This is a genomic window from Arcobacter acticola, from assembly GCF_013177675.1.
Lineage (GTDB): Bacteria > Campylobacterota > Campylobacteria > Campylobacterales > Arcobacteraceae > Aliarcobacter > Aliarcobacter acticola.
This window is the reverse complement of record NZ_CP042652.1, coordinates 2,970,478-2,993,169: the sequence shown is the minus strand read 5'-3', so window position 1 is coordinate 2,993,169 and position 22,692 is coordinate 2,970,478. Positions and strand designations below refer to the sequence as shown.

The 22,692-nt window shown below is 28.4% G+C and carries 19 protein-coding genes; 6 read left to right on the top strand and 13 right to left on the bottom strand.

Going from position 1 to position 22,692, the window contains the following annotated elements; translation table 11 throughout:
• Window positions 1-120 precede the first annotated feature (120 nt).
• The 4 genes from AACT_RS15305 to AACT_RS15290 are packed head-to-tail and all read left to right on the top strand — an operon-like array spanning window position 121 to window position 4,016.
• Entirely contained in the window at window positions 121-1,479 is a 1,359-nt protein-coding gene (locus AACT_RS15305; RefSeq protein WP_430385349.1) for a circularly permuted type 2 ATP-grasp protein, read from the top strand.
• Window position 1,480: 1 nt separating this feature from the next.
• Window positions 1,481-2,140, top strand: a complete 660-nt coding sequence (locus AACT_RS15300; protein ID WP_172128373.1) for an alpha-E domain-containing protein — start codon at window positions 1,481-1,483, stop codon at window positions 2,138-2,140.
• Window positions 2,141-2,143: 3 nt separating this feature from the next.
• A complete protein-coding gene (locus AACT_RS15295) occupies window positions 2,144-3,097 on the top strand; it encodes a M14 family metallopeptidase (protein WP_172128371.1) in 954 nt (317 codons plus the stop codon).
• The gene (locus AACT_RS15290; protein WP_172128369.1) at window positions 3,084-4,016 is read left to right on the top strand and encodes a M14 family metallopeptidase; all 933 of its coding nucleotides are present in this window, start codon (window positions 3,084-3,086) and stop codon (window positions 4,014-4,016) included. Before AACT_RS15295 ends, AACT_RS15290 begins: the two co-directional genes overlap by 14 nt.
• Here the strand turns inward: AACT_RS15290 and AACT_RS15285 are convergent.
• Genes AACT_RS15285 through AACT_RS15275 form a run of 3 tightly spaced genes read right to left on the bottom strand, consistent with a single transcriptional unit; the run spans window position 4,003 to window position 10,824 of the window.
• Entirely contained in the window at window positions 4,003-4,965 is a 963-nt protein-coding gene (locus AACT_RS15285; protein ID WP_172128367.1) for a transglutaminase family protein, read from the bottom strand. The genes AACT_RS15290 and AACT_RS15285 overlap by 14 nt on opposite strands.
• 3 nt (window positions 4,966-4,968) lie before the next feature.
• Window positions 4,969-7,458: a circularly permuted type 2 ATP-grasp protein gene (locus tag AACT_RS15280; protein WP_172128365.1), complete on the bottom strand. Its 2,490-nt coding sequence runs from the start codon at window positions 7,456-7,458 to the stop codon at window positions 4,969-4,971.
• On the bottom strand, window positions 7,459-10,824 hold the full coding sequence (locus AACT_RS15275) for a transglutaminase family protein (RefSeq protein WP_172128363.1): 3,366 nt from the start codon (window positions 10,822-10,824) through the stop codon (window positions 7,459-7,461).
• Window positions 10,825-11,156: 332 nt separating this feature from the next.
• Here AACT_RS15275 and AACT_RS15270 point away from each other — a divergent pair, with 332 nt between their 5' ends.
• Window positions 11,157-11,570, top strand: a complete 414-nt coding sequence (locus AACT_RS15270; RefSeq protein ID WP_172128361.1) for an Hsp20/alpha crystallin family protein — start codon at window positions 11,157-11,159, stop codon at window positions 11,568-11,570.
• A 146-nt stretch (window positions 11,571-11,716) separates the two neighbouring features.
• Here the strand turns inward: AACT_RS15270 and AACT_RS15265 are convergent, their stop codons facing one another.
• Complete coding sequence (locus AACT_RS15265; protein ID WP_228720501.1) at window positions 11,717-12,613, bottom strand: metallophosphoesterase; 897 nt, start codon at window positions 12,611-12,613, stop codon at window positions 11,717-11,719.
• Window positions 12,614-13,009: 396 nt separating this feature from the next.
• On the opposite strand from AACT_RS15265, the gene AACT_RS15260 reads away from it, so the two are divergent.
• Entirely contained in the window at window positions 13,010-14,899 is a 1,890-nt protein-coding gene (locus tag AACT_RS15260) for a sensor domain-containing diguanylate cyclase (RefSeq protein WP_172128357.1), read from the top strand.
• A 30-nt stretch (window positions 14,900-14,929) separates the two neighbouring features.
• Here the strand turns inward: AACT_RS15260 and AACT_RS15255 are convergent, their stop codons facing one another.
• From AACT_RS15255 to AACT_RS15215, 9 genes are all read right to left on the bottom strand, one after another.
• Window positions 14,930-16,231: an aminotransferase class V-fold PLP-dependent enzyme gene (locus AACT_RS15255; RefSeq protein ID WP_172128355.1), complete on the bottom strand. Its 1,302-nt coding sequence runs from the start codon at window positions 16,229-16,231 to the stop codon at window positions 14,930-14,932.
• A 112-nt stretch (window positions 16,232-16,343) separates the two neighbouring features.
• Window positions 16,344-17,438, bottom strand: coding sequence for a sulfite reductase (locus AACT_RS15250; RefSeq protein ID WP_172128353.1), 1,095 nt, complete (start codon window positions 17,436-17,438; stop codon window positions 16,344-16,346).
• Window positions 17,438-18,895 carry a sulfate adenylyltransferase subunit CysN gene (cysN, locus tag AACT_RS15245; RefSeq protein WP_172128351.1) on the bottom strand — a complete coding sequence of 486 codons (1,458 nt, stop codon included), beginning with the start codon at window positions 18,893-18,895 and terminating at the stop codon, window positions 17,438-17,440. The genes AACT_RS15250 and cysN overlap by 1 nt, the downstream gene beginning before the upstream one ends.
• Before the next feature lie 43 nt (window positions 18,896-18,938).
• Window positions 18,939-19,286 (bottom strand): four helix bundle protein, encoded by a 348-nt coding sequence (locus AACT_RS15240; protein WP_172128349.1) that lies wholly within the window; start codon window positions 19,284-19,286, stop codon window positions 18,939-18,941.
• Between the two features lie 56 nt (window positions 19,287-19,342).
• Window positions 19,343-20,254: a sulfate adenylyltransferase subunit CysD gene (gene cysD / locus AACT_RS15235; RefSeq protein ID WP_172128347.1), complete on the bottom strand. Its 912-nt coding sequence runs from the start codon at window positions 20,252-20,254 to the stop codon at window positions 19,343-19,345.
• A gap of 74 nt (window positions 20,255-20,328) precedes the next feature.
• Window positions 20,329-21,033: a phosphoadenylyl-sulfate reductase gene (locus tag AACT_RS15230; RefSeq protein WP_172128345.1), complete on the bottom strand. Its 705-nt coding sequence runs from the start codon at window positions 21,031-21,033 to the stop codon at window positions 20,329-20,331.
• Window positions 21,034-21,041: 8 nt separating this feature from the next.
• On the bottom strand, window positions 21,042-21,272 hold the full coding sequence (locus tag AACT_RS15225) for a DUF2061 domain-containing protein (protein WP_172128343.1): 231 nt from the start codon (window positions 21,270-21,272) through the stop codon (window positions 21,042-21,044).
• Between the two features lie 48 nt (window positions 21,273-21,320).
• A complete protein-coding gene (cysK, locus tag AACT_RS15220; protein ID WP_172128341.1) occupies window positions 21,321-22,253 on the bottom strand; it encodes a cysteine synthase A in 933 nt (310 codons plus the stop codon).
• 22 nt (window positions 22,254-22,275) lie between these two features.
• On the bottom strand, window positions 22,276-22,689 hold the full coding sequence (locus AACT_RS15215) for an RrF2 family transcriptional regulator (protein ID WP_172128339.1): 414 nt from the start codon (window positions 22,687-22,689) through the stop codon (window positions 22,276-22,278).
• Between the last annotated feature and the right edge of the window lie 3 nt (window positions 22,690-22,692).

Sequence of the window (22,692 nt, the reverse complement as noted above, 5' to 3'; positions counted from 1 at the left end):
CATTTACATAAAATTGTATACTTTTTATATAGATAAATAAGAAATACTACAAATTATTTATATATTATTTAGAATAATAAGACTAGAATTTATAAGCTCAGGAGGTGTAAATTGGTAAATATAAATGAGAGTAATGTAAACGATATATTTTGGGAAGTATTTTCAAAGCAAGATAGACAAAAAATAGATGAATTCCAAAAATATATGGATAAGTTTGCGGTTAATTTCAATCTTTATAAAGATGGAAATTTTATAGAAAGGTCTCTTCCTTTTGATGTTATTCCAAGAATTATCGAAAGTAAAGAGTTTGATAAATTAGACAGAGGTCTAACACAAAGAATTAAAGCACTTAATCTTTTTTTAGAAGATTTATACACTACAAAGAAAATTGTTAAAGATAATATTATTCCTGAAGAGTTTATTTATCAAGCAAAAGGCTATTTAAAAGAACTTCATGGTTTCTCACCATCAAAAAAAATTAGAACACATATTAATGGTATTGACTTAGTTAAAGATACAGTTACAAATGATTGGGTTATATTAGAAGATAATTTAAGAGTTCCAAGTGGAGCTAGTTATCCTTTATCAATTAGAGATACTTATAGAAAACTTTATCCTGAATTTTTTGAACAACTTAAAATTAAGCCTATAAAAGAATATCCATCAATATTAAGAGAATCGATGGATTATGTAAACTGCGGTGGAATAAATGTAGTTTTAACACCAGGAAGATATAACTCAGCATATTATGAACATGCTTATTTAGCAAAAAAAATGGGTGCACACCTTGTAAGAAACAATGAATTAATTGTTAAAAATAAAGTAGTTTATTTTAAAAATTATGATGGTAGAGACATTCGAGTTGGAGCAATTTATAGAAGACTAGATGATGAGTTTTTAGATCCTAAATTCTTCAATGAAGAGAGTTTAATTGGGGTTCCTGGAATTATGGAAGCTTATTTAAGTGGAAATGTTGCACTTATGAATGCACCTGGAAATGGAGTTGCAGATGATAAAGGTATTTACTATTTTGTTCCTAAAATGATTAAATATTATTTAGGTGAAGAGCCAATACTTAAAAATGCTCCTACTTATTTACCATATTTTGAAGATGATAAGAAATATGTATTTGAAAATATACATAAACTAGTTATTAAAGATGTTGCAGAAGCAGGTGGTTATGGTGTAATGTTTGGACATGCAATGACAAAAATTCAATTAGAAGATTTAAAAACAATTATTGAAGCAAATCCAAGAAGATTTATTGCTCAAGAATTAGTTGAATTCTATGATGAAAAATGCTATTTAAATAATGAAATAGTACCTAGAAAAGCAGATTTTAGAGCTTATGTTGTAATGGCAGAAGAACCAACAGTTTGGAAATGTGGATTAACAAGATATGCAATGGAAGCAGGAAATTATCTAGTTAATTCTTCACAAGGTGGTGGATTTAAAGATACTTGGGTTATGGAGGAATAAAATGGAGCAATTATTAACTGCAAACGTAGCAAATGGTTTATATTGGTTTGGAAGATATTTAGAAAGAGTAGAATCAACTTTATTAGAAGTTGTAACAGCTTTTGATGATATCATTGATATAGATAAAGACGCTGGTAAAAAACTTTATAATAAATTTGAATTAGAAATTGAATACGAAGATTCAAAAGAATTTCTGAATAATGCTTTATTTGGAGATCACACTTCTAATATAAATACATTAATGGAATGTGCAAGAGAAAATGCAATTATATGTAGATCTAATATGGATACTGAAGCATTTGGAACAGTTATTGAATTATCAGATTTTATAAAACAAGGAAGTGTTCATTTTCAAGTTGACTGTAATTTTATTGATACTATCTTGTCTTTAATTAGTGAAATCTGGGGTGAATTAACTAGAAAAGAAAAAAGAAATACAAGTGATTATTTTATTCGATTAGGAAAATTGGTTGAAAAAGATGATTTTCATCTAAGATTAGAAAGAAACAAAAGACTTTCTTTAGTTGTTATGGATGAAATAGATAAAATAGTAGAAATCTTAGCACCAGATGCAAAATTTAGACCACATGATGAAAATGATTCTTATGAAGTGATATTGGATTCAATAAATGGTAAGATAAATAAAATTATAATTGAGTAAATAATGAAAACAACTGAAATTTTTAGTTCAGATTTACCTGTAGGTGAAAAGCTTTCTATAAGAAGAACAAGATTTGAATCATCTACTGGAACTTCAAAGAAACAAAAGAGAATTTCCATTGTAAGTGGTATTCATGGAGATGAACTAGAAGGTCAATTAGTAATATACTTATTGGCAGATTGGTTAAATAAAAATAGTGAAAAACTAAAAGGTATAGTAGATATTTATCCAGCAGTTAACTCTTTAGGAGTTGATACTATTACTAGAGGTTTTCCTATGTACGAGGTTGATTTAAATAGAGCTTTTCCTGGAAGTCCAAATGAATTTTTGCCAGGACAAGTAGTTTATGCTCTTGCTCAAGATGTTAAAGGAAGTAATATCGCTATAGATATTCATTCTAGTAATATCTTTTTAAGAGAAATTCCCCAAATTAGAATTAATAAAGAATACTCTAAATCTACTTTACCACTTGCAAAAATGTTAAACTGTGATTTTATATGGATACATGATGCTGTAACTGTATTAGAATCAACTTTCTCTCATACTCTTAACTCAATGGGTACAAAAACATTAGTTGTTGAGATGGGTGTTGGTATGAGGCTTACAAAAGAGTATGGTCATCAGCTTTTACTCGGGATTTTAAATCTTATGAATAAGGAAGGAATTATTGATTGTAAAGATGATTTTATTACAAGAGAAGCTTTTAATTCAGAAGTAGGTGAAGTGTTTTATTTAAATGCACCAAAAAGTGGTTTATTTGTTCCTGCTCTTGATCACTGTGCGATTATAAAAAAAGGTGATAAGATAGGTGATATTGTTGATCCATTAACTGGAACAATTCATTGTGAACTAATTTCACCTGCTGATGGTATATTATTTACATTAAGAGAATATCCAGTTGTATATGAAGGCTCACTTCTTGCAAGAATTTTTGGAGAAAACGATGAAAAAAATTGAAATTTTAAGAATTGAATCATTAAGTAGAGCTCCATTAGTTGTAGAAGGATACTTATTTGAAGGTAGTGATCCTAAAGCTCCTAGTATTGCAATAGTTGGTGCAATGGGCGGAGATACTATCTTGCCTTTATATTGTGCTTCAACTATGGTGGATTTTTTTAAAAATAAAATAGAAAAAGAAAATATAAAAGGTAATATCTTAATTATTCCATCTATTAATCACTATGCTTTAAATATTGGGAAAAGATTCTGGCCTTTAGATAATACTGATTTAAATATGATGTTTCCAGGATATGAATTAGGTGAAACAACACAAAGAATTGCAAAAAAAGTATTTGATGTATTAAATGGATATACATATGGAATTATTTTAGAAAAAAGACCAGATCCAGCAGTTTGCTTACCTTATATCAAATTATATAAAAGTGGATATGAAGATTTAAAAGCTGCAAAGAAATTTGGATTTAAAATTCTTCATCATAAAAAAATGAAATCAATTGATACGGTAACCTTACAATATAATTGGCAACTTTGGGGAACTAAAGCTTTCTCAATTATGTGTTCAAATGAAACTCAAATAGATAAAAAAATTGCAAGTCAGATCAATCAAGCAATGACGAGATTTATGGATAAAAGTGGAATTATTGATTATCATATTTTTAATGGTTATGAATCAACTGTTATAAATAGGGACTCAATTGAAGTAATAAAATCACTTAAAAGTGGTATTTTTATTGGAAAAGAACTTCCAGGAAATTATGTATCAAAAGATCAAGTTATAGGAGAGGTTGTTCACTCATTAGAAGGAAATATAATATATGAGATTCTCTCACCTTGTAATGGAATGATAACTTGTGTTTATAGTAATTCATTAATTTATGAAAATGCTGTTGCTTTCAGAGTCGCTAAAATTGGTTAGTTTGGCTCTGAAATTGGATTTGCTGAACTTGGCTTTCTTGAGCTGAAATAGTTTGTTTTTCTTCTACTCTTTGTACGTTTACTTTAACACCTAAAATACTATTTCCGCTACTTTGAACTACACCTTTTAATGGTGCAATATCCAAATAATCTCTCCCATATCCTAATATAATATACTCTTCATTTGGTATTTTATTATTTGTAGGGTCAAAATCAGCCCAGCCAAAACCTGGAATATATGCTGAAAACCATGCATGGGAAGCATCAGCGCCAAAAAGTTTTTCCTTACCCTCAGGTGGCAAAGTTTCTAAATAACCACTCACATATCTTGTAGGAATACCGATACTCCTAAGAGAAGAAATAGCAAACTGAGCAAAATCTTGACATACCCCTTTTTTTTCTCTAAAGATTGTCTCTATAGGTGTTGTAACATCACTAAAACCAGATACAAATTTAAAATCAGTAAAAATTCTTTTCATAAATTCATTAATTGATTCAAATAAATTTTTGTTATCATTAAATGATTCTAGAACATATGCTTTTATATCATCAGAGGCTGTTGGAATTGAATCTGTTTCAAATAAGTATTGTTTTGCAAATACATCTTCACTATTAAATTTAGCTAGTCTATCTTTTGCTTCTTTAAAAGTTATCTTTACTTCTTGGAGTTTTTTTATGTGCTCATAAATAGCACTATTTATTCTTTCAACTTTTGAAATAGCTGTTACAATAAGTGATTTATGGGATTCTCGTATTAGCATAAAGTTATTTGTATTTTCAAAATAATCCACGAATTCATTGGTTTCATATGGCTTTGGTGAAATATTTAAATTATATTCAAGTAATGTTTGTGTTAGACAAGTTTTAGGTTTCAATCTAGCTATATTATGACTAAATGTAACAATAGCACCATATTCAAATTTTGTTTCGTGATATATTTCGTAAATCATGTTCTACTCATTATTATGTGAAAAATATGTTTTTGTAAGCTCTTCTGATGTTTGAGCCAAATTGTCAGAGATTTGAGCTAAAAATTCATCTAATTCTTTATAAATGAATTCATCCTCTTTTATATCTAAAAGTCTTTTTGCATTTGATAGTTTTAGCATTGAATAACATTTAAATATAGGTTCTTCAAAACTACTAAGGTGTGAATTCTTTATATTATTTGGTAAATCATTTAAATCTGATAATAGTTCTTCTATTATATAAATTAAAGATTTAGGATATTTAGTATTAAATAAAAGAAATTCTAATACATTACTTATCTCTAGAGATGATTTATAATAAGCTCTATATGAATTATAACTTTCATAAGAATTAAGTAATGAATCTAAAACATCATATTCTAATAACATATCTAATTTATTTGTTAATAATGATCTTAATTTTGATATTAAAAGTTGAGAAATTTCTATTTTGCAACCAATATCATAAAGTATTAATCCTTGTTCTTTAAAAATACTTTCATCGATTAATTCTTTATATGCCATAAGATAAATAAGAAGTTTATCAAGTTCACTAATATGTTCTCTATTAGTAATTATCTGTTGTTTACCATATGATAACCACTCTTTTTGCATCTTTTCAAAAATTCTCCATGCTTCCATTGTAAGTAGATTTTTCACATTTGTATTTATACTTCCAAGCATATGTAAAGAAAAAGATAGTGTTCCTGCTCTATTACTATTTTGAATTAAATCAATAATCTCAACAATTGGTTTTATATCATTTTCTGTTAAAAAACCAGGATAGGTCATAGTTAGATGAGTAAGGGATGTATTTAAAATTTTTGTTGCTTTTTTAGCATTTGTATTATCATCGTATCTATTTATGTTTAGCATACTTTTAAGATTAAATCTAATCATTCTAGCAACTGTTATAGCTCTATTTAGATATCTTCCTAACCAAAAAAGATTTTCTGCACGTTTTGTAGATATATTTTCTAATCTTGAGTCAATAACCTCTCTATTTTTAAAAACATTATTTCCAGTAAATTCTTCATTTTTACCTAGGATCCATAAATCTTTACTTGTTCCACCTTTTTGGTTTGAAACAACTAATGAATCTTTTGATGCTGAAACTCTTACTAATCCACTAGGCATTACTTTAAATTCATTTTTATCCAAATATGCAAATGCTCTAATTACGGCATTTCTTGGTTCTATCTTTCCTTTATTAAAAGATGGAACAGTTGAGAAATCAATGATTTCTTGACCTACATAATAATTAGGGTTTCTTTGTATTCTTTTTATTAAATCAGACAATTCTTGTTCATCTAAATTATTTCCAATATGTATTTCAATACCATCCGTTCGATTTATTTTTTTAATCATTAACGTTTTGATATTTTTAATAACAAAATCTAATTCTTCTTTTTGTCCACACCACCATGTGGCTATTTGTGGAAGAATTAATTCCTCATTTAATAAAAATTTAGCAATATTTTTCATAAAAGGGTTTAGTCCAATGTTTTCTAAAATCCCAACACCAATAGGATTTATCATTGATATGTTATTTTTTCTAATAACATTTACTAATCCAGCAACACCTAGTTGAGAATCCGATCTTAATTCAAGTGGATCACAATAGGCTGAATCAACTCTTCTAATCATTGCATCGACTCTTTTTAAACCACTTAAACTTTTTAGCCAGAGTTGGTTGTTTTTTTCTAATAAATCTTCACCTTGAACTAATGTAAGATTTAAAAATGAGCTAAGATAAGAGTGTTCAAAATATGTTTCATTGTGTGGTCCAGGAGTCAATAAAGTAATTAATGGATTCTCATTATTTTTTGAAGAGTTGTTTTTTAGCATAATTTTAAAATCTTCAATAAATCTTGCAATTTTTAGGATTTCAACTTTTGGATATAAGTCATTTAGAATTGAATTCATAGTAAGTCTATTTTCAATAGCATAACCCAATCCCGATGGTGATTGAGTTTTGTCTGAAATCACCCAGAACTTACCATTTGGACCTCTACTAATATCAGCAGCATAGTATTTCATAGTATAATAATCTGTATTTTCAAAATTAAATACTTCAGGAATAAATCCCTTATGTCCAAAAATTATCTCAGCTGGAATAATTCCTTCTTTTATTAATTTTTGTTCAGTATATAAATCTTTGAAAATAAGATTTAATAGTTTTGCTCTTTGTTTTAAACCTTTTGAAATTTCTTCCCATTCTTCATTTTCAAGAACAAATGGAATTGGATCTAAATTCCATCTTCTATTTGTTCCTTCTGGATCATTATAAATATTATAAGTAACCCCATTTTCTTCAAGTCGCCAGTCGATTTCTATTTGCTTTTGCTCTAGTTGTTTTATTCCTACACGCTCTAAATTATCGTATATTTCTTTCCAATGAGGTTTGACATTACAATTTTTGTCAAACATCTCATCAAAAGGTGCTTCTATTTTACAACTATTAAAAATCGACATCTACTTTTTCATCCACCTTTGTCTTAAGTCTAATGTATGTGGGTACTCTTTATTTTTTGGCATTTCATGGAAGTAAAGTTTTTTACTTCCTTTTTTGTTTGTTAATGTTCTTTTTGCTTCATATGCAAAAATAGTATTAGCTTCTCCAGTTATTTTAGGTTCATAAGGAGTAACTTCTCCTTGTGAATGATTAAAGTCCCAATATCTGTTTATTCTTCTTGATTCTGCTTCAAAAGAATTTACAGGGAATGAATCATAACTTCTTCCTCCTGGATGGGCAACAAAATAATTAAATCCACCAATTGATCTAGTATTCCATTTGTCTATTATATCAAAAGTTAAAGGAGTATCTACTTTAATTGTAGGATGAAGTGCTGACCATGGTTGCCATGCTTTATATCTTACTCCACTTACATACTCTCCTTCAATATCTGTTTTAGAAAGAGGTACTTGAACTCCATTACAAGATACTACATATCTTTCTTCATTGAAATTAGCTATTTTTATTTGTAATCTTTCAACAGAAGAGTCAACATATCTTGATGTTCCTTGACTTCCTGATTCTTCTCCTAGAACATTCCAAGGTTCAATTGCTGATCTTATTTCAACAGGCATTCCTTGAATTGATGTCATACCATATAATGGGAATCTAAATTCAAAGAAAGGATCAAACCAATCAAGTTTGAATTCATAACCTTCATCATTTAAGTATTCAACAACACTTTTTAAATCTTCTTTTACATAATGCTCAAGTAAGAATTTATCATGAAGTCTTGTTCCCCATCTAACTAAACTATGTTTATATGGTTTTTTCCAGAAACAAGAAACCAAGGCTCTAACTAATAGCATTTGTAAAAGTGCCATTTGAGAGTGAGGAGGCATATCAAAAGCTCTTAGCTCTAAGATACCAAGTCTTCCACTACTTGAATCAGGTGAATATAATTTATCTATACAAAACTCACTTCTATGAGTATTTCCTGTAATATCTGTTAACATATGTCTAAATAGTCTATCTGTTAACCAAAATGGAACATCTCCCGATTCTGGAATTTGAGAGAAGGCAATTTCTAATTCATAAAGATTTTCCATTCTTCCTTCATCAACTCTTGGAGCTTGAGAAGTTGGTCCTATGAATGCCCCTGAGAATAAGTATGATAAACCTGGGTGGTGTTGCCAAAATGTGATTAAACTTCTAAGTAATTGAGGATTTCTTAAAAGTGGTGAATCACTAGGTTCCATCGCTCCAATTGTTACGTGATTTCCACCACCTGTTCCTGTATGTCTTCCATCTAACATAAACTTTTCAGTTCCAAGTCTACAAAGTCTTGCATCTTCATATAAAGAAAGTAAGTTATCACTTAATTCTTTCCAAGTACTTGTTGGTTGAATATTTACTTCAATAACACCTGGATCTGGAGTAACTTTGATTCTATCTGTTCTTAAATCATGAGGAGGCTCATAACCTTCTATAATTACTGAAATATTTAATCTTTTTGCAGTTTCTTCAATTGAAGCAATTAAGTCTAAGAAAACTTCTGTTTTTTCAATTGGTGGAAGGAAAATACAAAGTTTTTCATCTCTAATTTCAATAGAAAGGGCAGTTCTTACAAAGGCTTCGTATTTATTTTTAAGAGTAGTTTTTTTACTCATTTTCTTAGCTCTTTTTTGAACAGAAGTTATATATTCCCCAAGAATAGGATAAGAAGCAAATAAATCATGTTCGAACTCTTGTTCTAATTCAACTTGAGGTTTTACTATTAATGATTCTAAAGGTAGTCTTAATCCTAAAGGAGAATTTCCTGCTCCTAAGAATAAATGACCACGTCTAAATTCCCATTTTGAAGTAATCCATTTTGTTGCACCAAAGTTTATTGGAAGTACATATCCTACTTCACTATTAAGTCCTTGAGATAACTTTTTAGCTATTGTTTGTCTTTCAAGAGGATCTTTTAAATCAAATTTTAAAGGATCAACATCTAAAGGAAGTTCTGCTTCTTTCATAATGTAATAAATTGGATCTTCATATGCTGGAATTACATTTTCATCACTAACTCCTAAAATTAAAGAGAGTGTTGATATGAATTTTTTAGCATCTTCTGTTGTGTAAGGATATGTTTTATTCATATCTGCTAGCAATTCAGGATTTTCCCAAATAGCTTTTCCATCTTTTCTCCAGTAAATACTTGTTTGCCATCTTGGAAGTGGTTCACCTGGATACCATTTTCCTTGTGCATGGTGTAATAATCCACCATTTGTATTTGATGCAAGAAGTTTTCTTGCTAAATTATTTGCTAATAATCTTTTATGTTCTCCATCTGCTTCACTATTCCATTGAGGTGATTCCATATCATCAATAGATACAAATGTAGGCTCTCCACCCATTGTAAGTCTTACGTCATTTTTTATTAAATCTTCATCAACTTTAAATCCAAGATTATAAATAGCATCCCATTGTTCTTCTTTGTATGGTTTAGTAACCCTTGGAGATTCAAAAATTCTTGTAACTTTATTTTCAAATTCAAATTCAGTTTCACATTTATCACTAAAACCTTCAATTGCATGAGCACTGTTATAATGAGGCGTACAAGCAAGTGGAATATGACCTTCCCCTGCAAATAATCCACTTGTACTATCAAGTCCAACCCATCCTGCACCTGGAATATAAACTTCCGTCCATGCATGTAAGTCTGTAAAGTCAGCTTCGGGACCACTTGGTCCATCAAGTGATTTAACATCAGCTGTTAATTGAACTAAATATCCAGATACAAATCTAGCTGCTAATCCTAAATGTCTTAAAACTTGTACAAATAGCCAAGCTGAGTCTCTACAAGAACCTAATTCTTTTTCTAGAGTAGTTTTACAAGTTTGAACACCTGTTTCTAATCTTACTGTATAGTTTACATATTGATTGATTTTTTGATTAACTTCTACTAAAAAATCTATAATAGGTTTTTCACTTTTATCAATACTTTTTACGAATTCTTTTAAAAGTTTGCCATCTTCATTTATCTTCAAATAGGGTTTTAATTCTTTTTTTAGATCTTTTTTATATTCAAAAGGATAGTTTGTCGCACTTTCTTCAACAAAGAAATCAAAAGGATTTAATGTAATTAAATCAGCGATAATTTCTACATCAATTGAAAACTCTTTTGTTTTCTCAGGAAAAACAAGTCTTGCCATGTAGTTACCAAATGGATCTTGTTGCCAGTTTAAAAAATGACCTTCTGGTTTTATTTTCAAGGAATAGGCTTCTATTGGAGTTCTACTGTGAGGCGCTGGTCTTAATCTAATTATATGTGGAGACAGTGAGATATTTCTATCATATTTGTACGCAGTTCTATGCGAAATTACTACTTTTAAAGACATATTTAATCCTTATTTTTTAAATTAGATTCATTATACATAAATAAAAGAATTACTATCTTTAAATATTGTATATTAAGTAATACAAATGTATTTAAAATTTGACATTGTATAACTTTATGACATAAATAAAAAAATCAGAAAAAAAGAGTGTTTATATTCTCAATAACTAGTATTAGCAAATATACAATCATAGTGCTAATACTAAATACTACAAAATAACCATTATTGAAAATAATTAGCACTAGGTATTGACAAGTGCTAATAAATATGTTAAAATTCCATCAACTTGATATATAAAGTATCAAGTATAATTTTATTTCAAGGAGTTTGAAATGTTATTAACAAAATTTGACCCATTTAAACAAATAAAAGAGATAGAAAAAAACTTATATAATCAATCAAAGAATGAAGGTGTAAGTGCTTTTGTTCCAGTGGTTAATACAAGAGAAGGTGAATTTGCCTACCATGTAGATGTTGATTTACCAGGTGTAAAAAAAGAAGATATTAAAGTTGATATAAACAAAGGAATCTTAACAATCAGTGGTGAAAGAAAAGTAAAAGATGAAATAAAAGAAGAAGATTTCTATAAAGTAGAAACATATTTTGGAAAATTCTCAAGAAGTTTTACTTTACCTGATAATGCAGATATAGAAAATATTGAAGCAAGTAGTGATAATGGAGTATTAGAAGTAATCATTCCAAAATTAAAAGAAGATAATAATAAGAAAAGTATAACAGTAAAATAAGAAGGAGAATCTCCTTCTTATTATTAAAGGAGTTTAAGTGAATAAATTAGAAAAAAATAAAGTAAGTAAGAGTGATTATATTATATTAATGAGTATTTATACTATATCTATTTTAACAGCATTTTTTTTAGTAAGTAAATAAAATGTTAAGAAGATAACTTTAAAAAAGTTATCTCAGAACTAGCACCTAATCTCATAGGTGGTCCCCAAAATCCAGTACCTTTATTTACATAAACTTGAGTAAATTCATTATGAGTATTTAAACCTCTTACATATGGCTGTTGAAGTTTAACTAAAAAATTAAATGGAAAAATTTGACCACCATGAGTATGTCCGCAAAGAATTAAATCAATCCCTACTGTGTTTTCTATCTCTTCTATAAATTTTGGCTGATGAGCTAATAAAACTGTTGGATGAGTATTTGTATTTTCTAAAGCTTTGTTAATATCAGGTTTATACGCACCATATCTATTTCCAAATCTATCATAAACTCCACATAAATAAAAACCATTATCTTTTGGTCCTATATATACATTTTCATTCTCTAATGTTTTTATTCCAAGTGAATTTACATAATCAATAATAGGTTTTACTCCATGAAAATACTCATGATTCCCAACTATAAAATATGTTCCAAATTTAGAATTTAGATTTTTTAGTTCATCAAGTGCTGCTTTTGCAAAAGCTAGTTTTGTATCCACTAAATCACCTGTGATTACTATTACATCAGGATTTAAAATATTTACTTTTTTTACTAAAGAGTTTATAAACTCTTTATCAATTAATCCACCAATATGAATATCACTTAGTTGAACAATAGAGTAGGGCTGTGTTAGATTATTGATTTTTACATCAACAACTTCAAGTTCTATATCTCTTGCATTGTCAATGGCTTTTGCATTTGTAGCAATTACAACAGAAATAGCACCTATATCTAAACCTTTTTTAAAAAACTCTCTACGATTTTTTTTAAATGAAGTTTTTGAAAATCCAAATGAGATGATTTCATGTAATAATGTAATTATAAATGTTAAAAAAATCACCCCAATTGGTAGGGAAAGGAGCAAATAGAGCCAATTTGGCACTAGGGGATAGTATCTAGCCATGGGATATATAAGTACCCCAAAAAAAGTTATATATAGTATTAAGCTTAGATACTTTTTGGTCTTATAATTAAAATCAAGTTTATTTATAAGACGCTTTTTTATTATCAAGGTTTGAAAAGCAAAAACAATTGTAAAAACTGAAAAAAATATTATAAAATTCATTTGGGATTGTAAACAATTTTGGTTAATGAAGTATAAATGAATTGTTAAGTCTTTGTTAACAGATTATAGTGGTAATTAAGTGTAAGATAGATAGAATGGCTAAAAATTATCTAGGGATTATTCTTGTCTCAAATAAATAAATTATTATCTTTTTTTCTTCCACGGCCATTATTGACAAAAATCCTATTTTTAATAGTATTTATTATTTATGGTGCTTTAATATCAGGGATTTCATATCATACTTCAAATTATTATAAAGATAAAGAAACAAAAACAAAATTAATTCAAAGACAAGAGAGTACTTTTGAAAATAAATTATACTCTTTAGAATTAAAAATAAATAGTTTAAAAAATGATCTAATAGCATTAAAAGAGAATAAAACATTTAAAAAATATTTAGAATTAGAAACTAATAAAGAAGTTTTTGAATTATTTTCTCTAATGATAAATAGTGATAAAGATATTTATCAATTAAGATTTTTAGATTCCAATGGAAATGAAAAAATAAGATTTGAAAGAGATAATATTTCTTCACCTGTAATTAAAATAGAAGATAAAGATTTACAAAATAAAGCAAGTAGATATTATTTTAATGAAATTAAGAATATAAAAAAAGATACGATTTGGTTTTCAAGAGTAGATTTGAATGAAGAGTATGGAAAAATCGAAAAACCTTTTATTCCAACTCTTAGAATGGGAGTTCCAATTTATTATAATGAAGTATTTAAAGGTGTATTGATTATGAATGTATTTTTTGAAAATACTATAAATAATTTGGTTAATTCACCATTTTTTAATATTTCTATTTATAATAAAGATGGAGAATTTATTTATAACAAAATGAAAATAGATTCAAAGATTGTTGATAATTCTTGGTCAATGAGTATTAAAAGAGATTTTAATTTTTTTAAATATCTTGAATATATAGAAAATAAGTTCTCAAATGAGGATATCAATAGTTGTTTTTTATCTTTTTCTCTTGATACTGTTATACCAAATGATGATAAATTAACTATTTTTTATGAACCAAATGAAAATGAATTAATAAAAATTATAGAAAATGAAAGAAATTATATTCTAATTGTTTCTATGATAGTTTTAGGACTTTCAATTTTCTTGGCATTTATTTTATCTATTATTCCAAATTTATTAAATGATAAGTTACATAAATTAAAGGATACTTTAGAAAAAAAGATAAGAGTAATTGATGAATATGTAAACTTATGTGTTACGGATAAAAATGGTGTAATTATTGATGTGTCTAAATCATATTGTAATTTGACAGGATATACTAGAGCAGAATTAATTGGTAAAAGACATAATATATTAAGGTATGAAAAAACTGAAAATAGAGTATATAAAGAGTTATGGGAGACAATTAATAATAAAAAAATTTGGGAAGGTGAACTTACAAATGTTAAAAAAGATGGAGAAATTTTTAATACAAAAATATTAATAACTCCAGAATTAGATGAAAATCAAAATATAGTAAATTTTATTGCATACTCTCAAGATATTTCTTATCAGAAAAAAATAGAATTAATATCTGTAACTGATGAGTTGACAAAACTTTATAATAAAAGAGAATTTAATAATATATTTACTCGTTCGGTTGAAAATGCGAAAAGATTTAATAACCCTTATACTATGTTGATGATAGATATAGATTTTTTTAAACAGTATAATGATAGTTATGGGCATTTAAAGGGTGATTATGCCCTCGAAAGTGTTGCAAAAGCAATGAAAAAATGCTGTACAAGAAGTACTGATATTAGTTTTAGACTAGGTGGTGAAGAATTTGGTTTAATATTTATCGCTTCAAATCAAAAAGAGGCATTAGTTTTTGCTAAAAAAATACAAGATGAAATCCATAATTTGAAAATAGAACATAAATCATCAAAAGTTTCTTCATATTTAACAGTCTCAATTGGACTTTTCTTTAGTGAAAATATAAGAGACTTCTCAAAAGATGATATTTATCAAAGATGTGATGATGCTTTATATTTTGCAAAAAAAGCTGGAAGAAATAATATTTATTCAATAGATACGTTGAGTTTCTAATAGTATGATTTTATTTTAAATAGAAGAAGTTTAATTTAAAATCTTTTTTATTCCTTCAATTAAGCTTACAATCTCTTCTTTTGTTTGAGAAAAATGAATAGAAATTCTTACCCATCCTGGTTTATTATTGATATCAAGTGTTTGAATTCCTAATAAATCATGTCCATAAGGCCCTGCACATGAGCATCCTGCTCGTGTTTGGAAGTTATTTTGAGTTGATAGTTTATTGCATAATTCATAAGGATTAAAGCCTATTATGTTAAAAGAGACTATACCTATGTTCTCAACTTCTTGATTTCCATAGATTTCACAATTTGGTATCTTTTTTAATTCATCTATGAAATATCTTTTTAATTCATCCTTTTGTTTTTTTATAAACTCAAAACCAATTTCATTTCTTAGCTGATATGCTAAGCTTGCTCGTATTAGTTGTAAGATTGGAGGAGTTCCTGCATCTTCTCTTGTTTCTATATTTTTTTGATAAACTTGAGTTTCTTTATTTACATATTCAACTGTTCCTCCACCTGCAAATGATGGAGGTATTGAAGTATCTATTAAATCTTTTTTGATGATCAATAATCCACAAGATCCAGGACCTCCTAGAAGTTTATGGGGGGATAAAACTAAAGCATCATAAAGATGGCAAGGTACATTTATATATGGACTTGAGGCTGCTGCATCAAATAAAACTTTTGCTTTATAGTGTTTAAGAAGTTTTGATATTTCTTCATAGGGTGTTATTATTCCTGAAACATTTGAAGCAATACAAAAACAACCAATGATCTCTCTATGTATATTTTCTTGTAAAATCTCTTTTAATTGAACAAGGTCAACTAATCCATCGATTGTAAGTTTTATTCTTTTTACTTCACATAATGCTTCCCTATAACTTACTTCATTTGAGTGATGCTCATAAGGTCCTACTATGATAAGAGGAAGTTTCTTTTTAGCTATTGTTATTCCAAATCTTTTTACAGTTGCAGGAGGAATATATATTCCCAATAATTCTTGAAATTTTTTTATGGCAGCTGTTGTTCCACATCCACTTGGAAGTATTGCGAATTCATCATTTAATTGCAAATTTTTTGCCAAATTTCTTCTTGCCTCTTCATAATAGTTTGATGTAGTATCTGCGTTTGATGCTTCTTTTGAGTGAGTATTCGCATAAGTTTCAAGTACATCATGGATTCTATTTTCTATTTGTCTAAAAGCTAATCCTGAGGCTGTATAATCAAAATACTCTTTTTTATTTTTCCCAATAGTGTTGTATTTAATGAAATTTAATACATCCGTATTCTCATTGAAAAAAGGTCTAAAAATATTTTTGTTCATATTGTTTGGCTCATTTAATTTGTTTATCTTATTAATCTTATAATTTTAAGTTATTTAGCATAAGAGCTTGCTTGAATAAAAAAGCTTTTAAAAAAGCTTTTTTATCAGTGCTTTAAGAAAAAGGATTAAATCCTATTTGTTCTAGTTCTTTTGCTAAAGTATGTGCATTTTTAGAAGGAGCATCTAAAATAATTATATTTGCTTTATGAGTAATTTTTATTTTAGAAACCTCATGTTTTTTTAGTAATTGATGTAAAGAATCAAAAGTTGAACCTTTCATGGTACTTAAATTAAATCTACATCCTATATAGCTCTCATTTTCTATTTTACTACTGTTTATTCCCATTCGAGGTTTTCTTGGGCTTGGATTATTTTTGATAAAAATATTTTTCTCAATTTTATAATTAATTGATGCATTTAAAATATCATAAAATTTATCATATCCCCAACTGTTTACAAGTGCTCCAAAAGAGTTATTTTGGGGATTTTCTCTATCTCCATAATCTTTATAAATACGAGCAATACTTTTAGCAGTATTTAAAACTTGTGGAGGTGTTACATATCCTATTGTTCTATCCATTATTTTTACTGCAAAAACGATTTTCTCTTTTAAATCTTTTGTTGCATTAAAACTAACATCAGGAGTAAATTGAACATCACAACCTTCTTCATATCCACTTATTGCCATTTGAAGTTTATTTGGTAAATTATCAAATTTTTTATTGCCAATAAATGTTTTATTTAATCTACTTGCTAAATCTGTTACATCAAATAATTGTGTTTCATCTATTCCATTTACGGGACAAGTTAGTACTCTTCTTACTGTATGACCTGCTTCAAATTCTGTATTTAATCCAACATTGTGAAGCATATTAAAAATATTTGGTAAATTATGTAGCTTTAAATTTCTTAATTCTATTTTTTGAGAACTTAATAAGTTTAATGAATTATTTGCATAGTTTTTAGAAATTTGACTTAATGTTTCTATTTGTACTAGGTTCAATTCGCCCATTTCAAGTGGAATTTTTAGCTCAAAAAATTCTTGTTTTTCATCTTGTGCATAAAGTCCATACCATTTGAATCTTTCTAAATCACTAGGCGTTATTTTTTCACCAAAAATAGAGTAGATATAGATATCAGCTAAGACATCTATCCCACTCTTTTCTTTTTTTATTTGTTCTATATTTAATGCTAAATTATTAGACATTATATTGCCTTACAATCCCACTGTGGGTAATTTCTTCTAATGAATTCATTTAGTTCAATTTCAGCTTGAGTATAAACTTTTTTCTCTTCTTCTAAATGAGCAAAACCTTCAATAGAAGAAACAATCATACCAGCCCCAACAGTAGAGTTAGTATATTTATCAATAATTATAAAACTTCCTGTATATCTGTTTTCATGGTATGGATCAACTGCAATTTCTCTATCTAAAGAAATTGTACATTTTGCTATATCATTTAAAGCAAGTTGTGTTGCATCAATCTCTTCAAATGTATTAATGTTCTTTTTAAACTCAATTGAATTAAAAGCTCCATTTAATACAGAAGTTGCTCTTTTGATAATATAGTTTTGGTTTAGTTTAAGTGGAGTTTCATCCATCCAAACTACCATTGCACTTAAGTGATTTGATACTTTTGGAATATCACTTGATTTTACAATCATATCACCTCTAGATATATCAATCTCATCTTCAAGTGTAATAGTTGTAGCCATTGGAGCAAAGGCAGTTTGAATAGTTTCTACTACTTCATCTTTTCCAATTGGTCTTAAATCTTTGATATCATTTGATACTATTGATTTTACTTTAGATGTTTTTCTTGAAGGTAATACTGTAATTTCATCGCCAACACTAATACTTCCACTTGAAATCGTCCCTGAAAAACCTCTAAAGTTTAAGTGAGGACGAACAACATATTGAACTGGTAATCTAAATGAAGAAGACTCTTGTTTATGTATTTCTGTTTGGTCTAATAATTGCATTAAAGGAAGACCTTTATACCAAGAACATTTAGGTGAAATAGTTAAAATATTATCTCCATCTAAAGCAGAAATAGGAATAAACTGAATATTCAAATCATTATGATGAGGAAGATATTCAATAATCTCATTATAATCTCTTTTAATATTTTCAAAAACTTCTTCACTAAAATCAACTAAATCCATTTTATTAATTGCAACAATTAGGTTTTTAATACCTAATAATGAAGCAATATAAGAGTGTCTTTTAGTTTGAGTTAAAATCCCTTGTCTTGCATCTATTAAAATAATAGCAATATCAGCAGTACTAGCACCCGTTGCCATATTTCTAGTGTATTGCTCGTGACCTGGAGTATCTGCTATGATAAACTTTCTTTTATCAGTTGAGAAAAATCTATAAGCAACGTCAATAGTAATACCTTGTTCTCTCTCGCTTGCTAGTCCATCAACTAAAAGTGCTAAGTCGATTTTATCACCAGTAGTTCCTGATTTTTTACTATCTTTTTCAATTGCTGCTAATTGATCTTCAAAAATCATTTTTGAATCATATAAAAGTCTTCCAATTAAAGTACTTTTACCATCATCAACACTTCCGCAAGTGATAAATCTACATATTTCTTTGTTTTCGTGTTCTTTTAAATATTGTTCTATATTTTCTGCTATTAAATCTGATTGATGTGCCATAAAATTTTACTCCGTTAAATTTTTAGTATTCAGTGCTCAGAGTTCAGTACTCAGAGCTTAATTTTAGTTGTAATCCAACTATCATTTTTAAAATCTCTTTTATCTCTTTTTTCCAAGATAAGCCTATTTGTTTTTCTATATAGTCAATCTCTATGCCTATATAAATTTGTGTTATAAGTTCAGCACAAGAGCCTTTTGCTATTTCTAAAAATCTATGTTGTTCTTTTTTAGAATCTTTTTCCATACCCTCAGCAATATTAGAAGGAACAGATAAACTGCTTCGAGTAATTTGGTCTTTAAATCCAAAATCTTTACAAGATGCAAAATGTTTGTAAATCTCGACACTAATCCTAGCACTTCGCTTCCAAACATCAAGTTTTTCACATCTCATATCTTTTCCCTCTGAACACTGATTGCTGAACTCTGAACACTATTTAAAGCCAAAGCTTAAAAATATCCTTCTTGTTTCTTTTTCTCCATTGATGCGTCACCATCACTATCTATTAATCTTCCTTGTCTTTCACTTGTAGTACAAATTAACATCTCTTGAATAATCTCAGGTAAAGTAGTTGCTTCACTGTTAACAGCACCAGTTAGTGGATAACATCCAAGAGTTCTGAATCTTACCATCTCTTTTTTAGCTGTTTTTCGCAAACTTTCAGGCATTCTTTCATCATCTACCATGATTTTAGTTCCCATATATTCAACTACTTCTCTCTCTTTTGAGAAATATAAATCAGGAATTGAAATATTTTCTAAATAAATATATTGCCAAATATCAAGTTCTGTCCAGTTAGATAATGGGAATACTCTAATAGATTCACCTTTTGTGTGTCTTCCATTATAGATATTCCAAAGTTCAGGTCTTTGAGACTTTGGATCCCATCTGTGATTTTTATCTCTAAAAGAGTAGATTCTCTCTTTTGCTCTTGATTTCTCTTCATCACGTCTAGCTCCACCAAATACAGCATCAAACTTTTGAATGTTTAACATATTTTTTAAACCTTCCGTTTTCATAACATCTGTATGTAAAGCACTTCCGTGAGTAAAAGGAGAGATATCCATTTCAGCCCCTTTAGGATTGATATAAACTAAAAGCTCCATACCAACTTCTTTTGCTCGTCTATCTCTAAACTCTATCATCTCTTTAAACTTCCATGTTGTATCAACATGAACCAATGGAAGGGGAGGTGGTGCTGGATAAAATGCTTTTTGTAAAAGATGTAACATAACAGATGAATCTTTACCAACACTGTATAACATTGCTGGGTTTTGAAATTCTGCTACTACTTCTTTCATTATGTGCATTGATTCTGCTTCTAATTGTTTTAAATGGGTTAATCTTTCTTTACTTATCATTTTTATTCTTCTCCATTAATTTTGACTAGTTCAAATTAAAAGTTTGAATTCATCTTTATATTTAAAATTAAAATTTATTTTTTGTGTAAACCACACTCTTTGTGTTCTGGGTTTTCCCACCACCATCTTCCTGCTCTTATATCTTCACCATCTTTTACAGCCCTTGTACAAGGTGCACATCCAATACTTGGAAATCCCTTATCATGAAGTTTGTTATATGGAACTTTATTTTCTTTTATATAATCCCATACATCTATTTCATTCCAATTAATCAAAGGATTAACTTTGATTACACCAAATGTTTCATCCCATTCAACTAAAGGCATATGAATTCTTGTCACACTTTGAGTAGCTCTTAATCCTGTAATCCAAACATCAAGGCCTTTTAAAGCACGTTTAAGAGGTTCAATTTTTCTAACACCACAGCAATTTTTTCTATTTTCAATACTTTCGTATTGTCCATTTACCCCTTGACTTTGGTACAACTCTTGTACTTTTTCACTATTTGGGAAAAATACATCAATCTTTACACCATATTTTAGATTTGTTGCATCCATTACATCATAAGTTTCAGGATGAAGTCTCCCTGTATCCAATGTAAATATTGTTGCATTTTTATTCTCTTTTAGCATCATGTCTGTTAAAACTTGATCTTCTGCTGCTAAACTCGAACTTAATGCTGTTTTTTCAAAATTTTTTAAAAAGAATTCAACTATTTCTTGAGTTGATTTATTTTCTAAATCTTTGTTTAATTTTTCTACTAACTCTTTTTTACTCATTATTTCACCTAAATTTGATAATCATTTGCAGGAGGTTTTACTCTACCTAAAGAGCATTTATTCCAAGCTCTCTCATGAAAATAATATAATGCCATTTTTGTTACAACTTCAATTGAACCAATTGATGCTGCCATTACTAAATTACCTGTAACAAAATATGAGATTATCATAGTATCAAGTGTCCCTAATGTTCTCCATGATATTGATTTTACCACTGACCTATACGGTTTTTCGTGCATTTATTCTTTCCTAATTTTATATATAAAAACAATTATGATAAAGAGTTTTTACTCTTCATCATAATCATATAAACCTGAACTTAGGTATCTTTCACCAGTGTCACATAAAATTGTTACAATAGTTTTACCTTTGTTTTCAGGTCTAGCAGCTACTAATGCAGCAACATGTGCATTTGCACCTGCAGATATTCCAACTAATAATCCCTCTGTTTGTGCAAGTTTTCTAGAGCTAGCAATCGCATCATCATTTGAAACTTGAATTACTTCATCATAAACTGTTGTATTTAAAACATCAGGAACAAACCCCGCACCAATACCTTGAATCTTATGAGGTCCTGGTTTTCCACCACTTAAAACAGGTGATGCTTCTGGCTCAACTGCAATAATCTGAACATTAGGATTATTAGCTTTTAAAACTTCACCAGTTCCAGTTATTGTTCCACCTGTTCCAATAGCAGCTACAAAAATATCGATTTTCCCATCTGTATCTGCTAAAATTTCTTTTGCAGTTGTAAGTCTGTGAATTTCAGGATTTGCAGCATTTCCAAATTGTTGAGGAATAAAAGAGTTTGGTGTTTCTTCTTGTAATTCAACAGCTTTTTCAATAGCACCTTTCATTCCTTTTTCAGGAGCAGTTAATACTAAGTCAGCACCTAATGCTTTTAATAATCTTCTTCTTTCAATACTCATAGATGCAGGCATTGTAAGAATTAATTTAATTCCAAGTGCTGCACAAACAGAAGCTAATGCAATACCTGTATTTCCACTTGTTGGTTCAATTACTGTAGTACCTTCTTTAATTAATCCAGCTTTGATAGCTGCGTTAATCATATTTGTTCCAATTCTATCTTTTACAGAGTGTGATGGATTCATAAACTCACATTTACCTAGAACCGTAGCTCCACTTGCGTCACTTGCACCTTGTAATTTTACTAAAGGTGTATTTCCGATTAATTCTGTTATATTATTTGCAAATTTCATATCATTTTCCTTTATTTATTATTTATATACTGTAATGTAAAAATTCATTATATTTATCTTGATATTCATCTAGTTTATCTAGGCTAATATCAAAAATCTTTTTCATACTATTCTTCGACTCATCAAAAAAGATATTTAAAATTGGATTATCTGCTTTCACATCTACAATTTTTATATCATCTTCTAATGCAATTAAAATATCAACTATTTTAATTTCACTAGGACTTCTTGCAAGTATATATCCACCTCTTGCACCTCTTATACTTTTTACAAGTTCAGCTCGTCTTAGCTTACTTAATAATTGTTCCAAATAATTTTGAGGAATGTTTGCATTAGATGATATATCCTTGATTTGCATGGGAGTATCATCTTGATGCTTACTTAACTCGTACATGGCAGTTAGTCCATATACGCCTTTTGTTGATATTAATGGCATATC

Coding starts and splice junctions, on each gene's coding strand:
- AACT_RS15270 (WP_172128361.1), top strand. CDS start 11,157: ATGTTATTAACAAAATTTGACCCATTTAAACAAATAAAAGAGATAGAA.
- AACT_RS15280 (WP_172128365.1), bottom strand. CDS start 7,458: ATGTCGATTTTTAATAGTTGTAAAATAGAAGCACCTTTTGATGAGATG.
- AACT_RS15285 (WP_172128367.1), bottom strand. CDS start 4,965: ATGATTTACGAAATATATCACGAAACAAAATTTGAATATGGTGCTATT.
- AACT_RS15275 (WP_172128363.1), bottom strand. CDS start 10,824: ATGTCTTTAAAAGTAGTAATTTCGCATAGAACTGCGTACAAATATGAT.
- AACT_RS15240 (WP_172128349.1), bottom strand. CDS start 19,286: ATGAGATGTGAAAAACTTGATGTTTGGAAGCGAAGTGCTAGGATTAGT.
- AACT_RS15250 (WP_172128353.1), bottom strand. CDS start 17,438: ATGTCTAATAATTTAGCATTAAATATAGAACAAATAAAAAAAGAAAAG.
- AACT_RS15215 (WP_172128339.1), bottom strand. CDS start 22,689: ATGCCATTAATATCAACAAAAGGCGTATATGGACTAACTGCCATGTAC.
- AACT_RS15255 (WP_172128355.1), bottom strand. CDS start 16,231: ATGAACAAAAATATTTTTAGACCTTTTTTCAATGAGAATACGGATGTA.
- cysD (WP_172128347.1), bottom strand. CDS start 20,254: ATGATAAGTAAAGAAAGATTAACCCATTTAAAACAATTAGAAGCAGAA.
- cysN (WP_172128351.1), bottom strand. CDS start 18,895: ATGGCACATCAATCAGATTTAATAGCAGAAAATATAGAACAATATTTA.
- cysK (WP_172128341.1), bottom strand. CDS start 22,253: ATGAAATTTGCAAATAATATAACAGAATTAATCGGAAATACACCTTTA.
- AACT_RS15225 (WP_172128343.1), bottom strand. CDS start 21,272: ATGCACGAAAAACCGTATAGGTCAGTGGTAAAATCAATATCATGGAGA.
- AACT_RS15290 (WP_172128369.1), top strand. CDS start 3,084: ATGAAAAAAATTGAAATTTTAAGAATTGAATCATTAAGTAGAGCTCCA.
- AACT_RS15300 (WP_172128373.1), top strand. CDS start 1,481: ATGGAGCAATTATTAACTGCAAACGTAGCAAATGGTTTATATTGGTTT.
- AACT_RS15230 (WP_172128345.1), bottom strand. CDS start 21,033: ATGAGTAAAAAAGAGTTAGTAGAAAAATTAAACAAAGATTTAGAAAAT.
- AACT_RS15295 (WP_172128371.1), top strand. CDS start 2,144: ATGAAAACAACTGAAATTTTTAGTTCAGATTTACCTGTAGGTGAAAAG.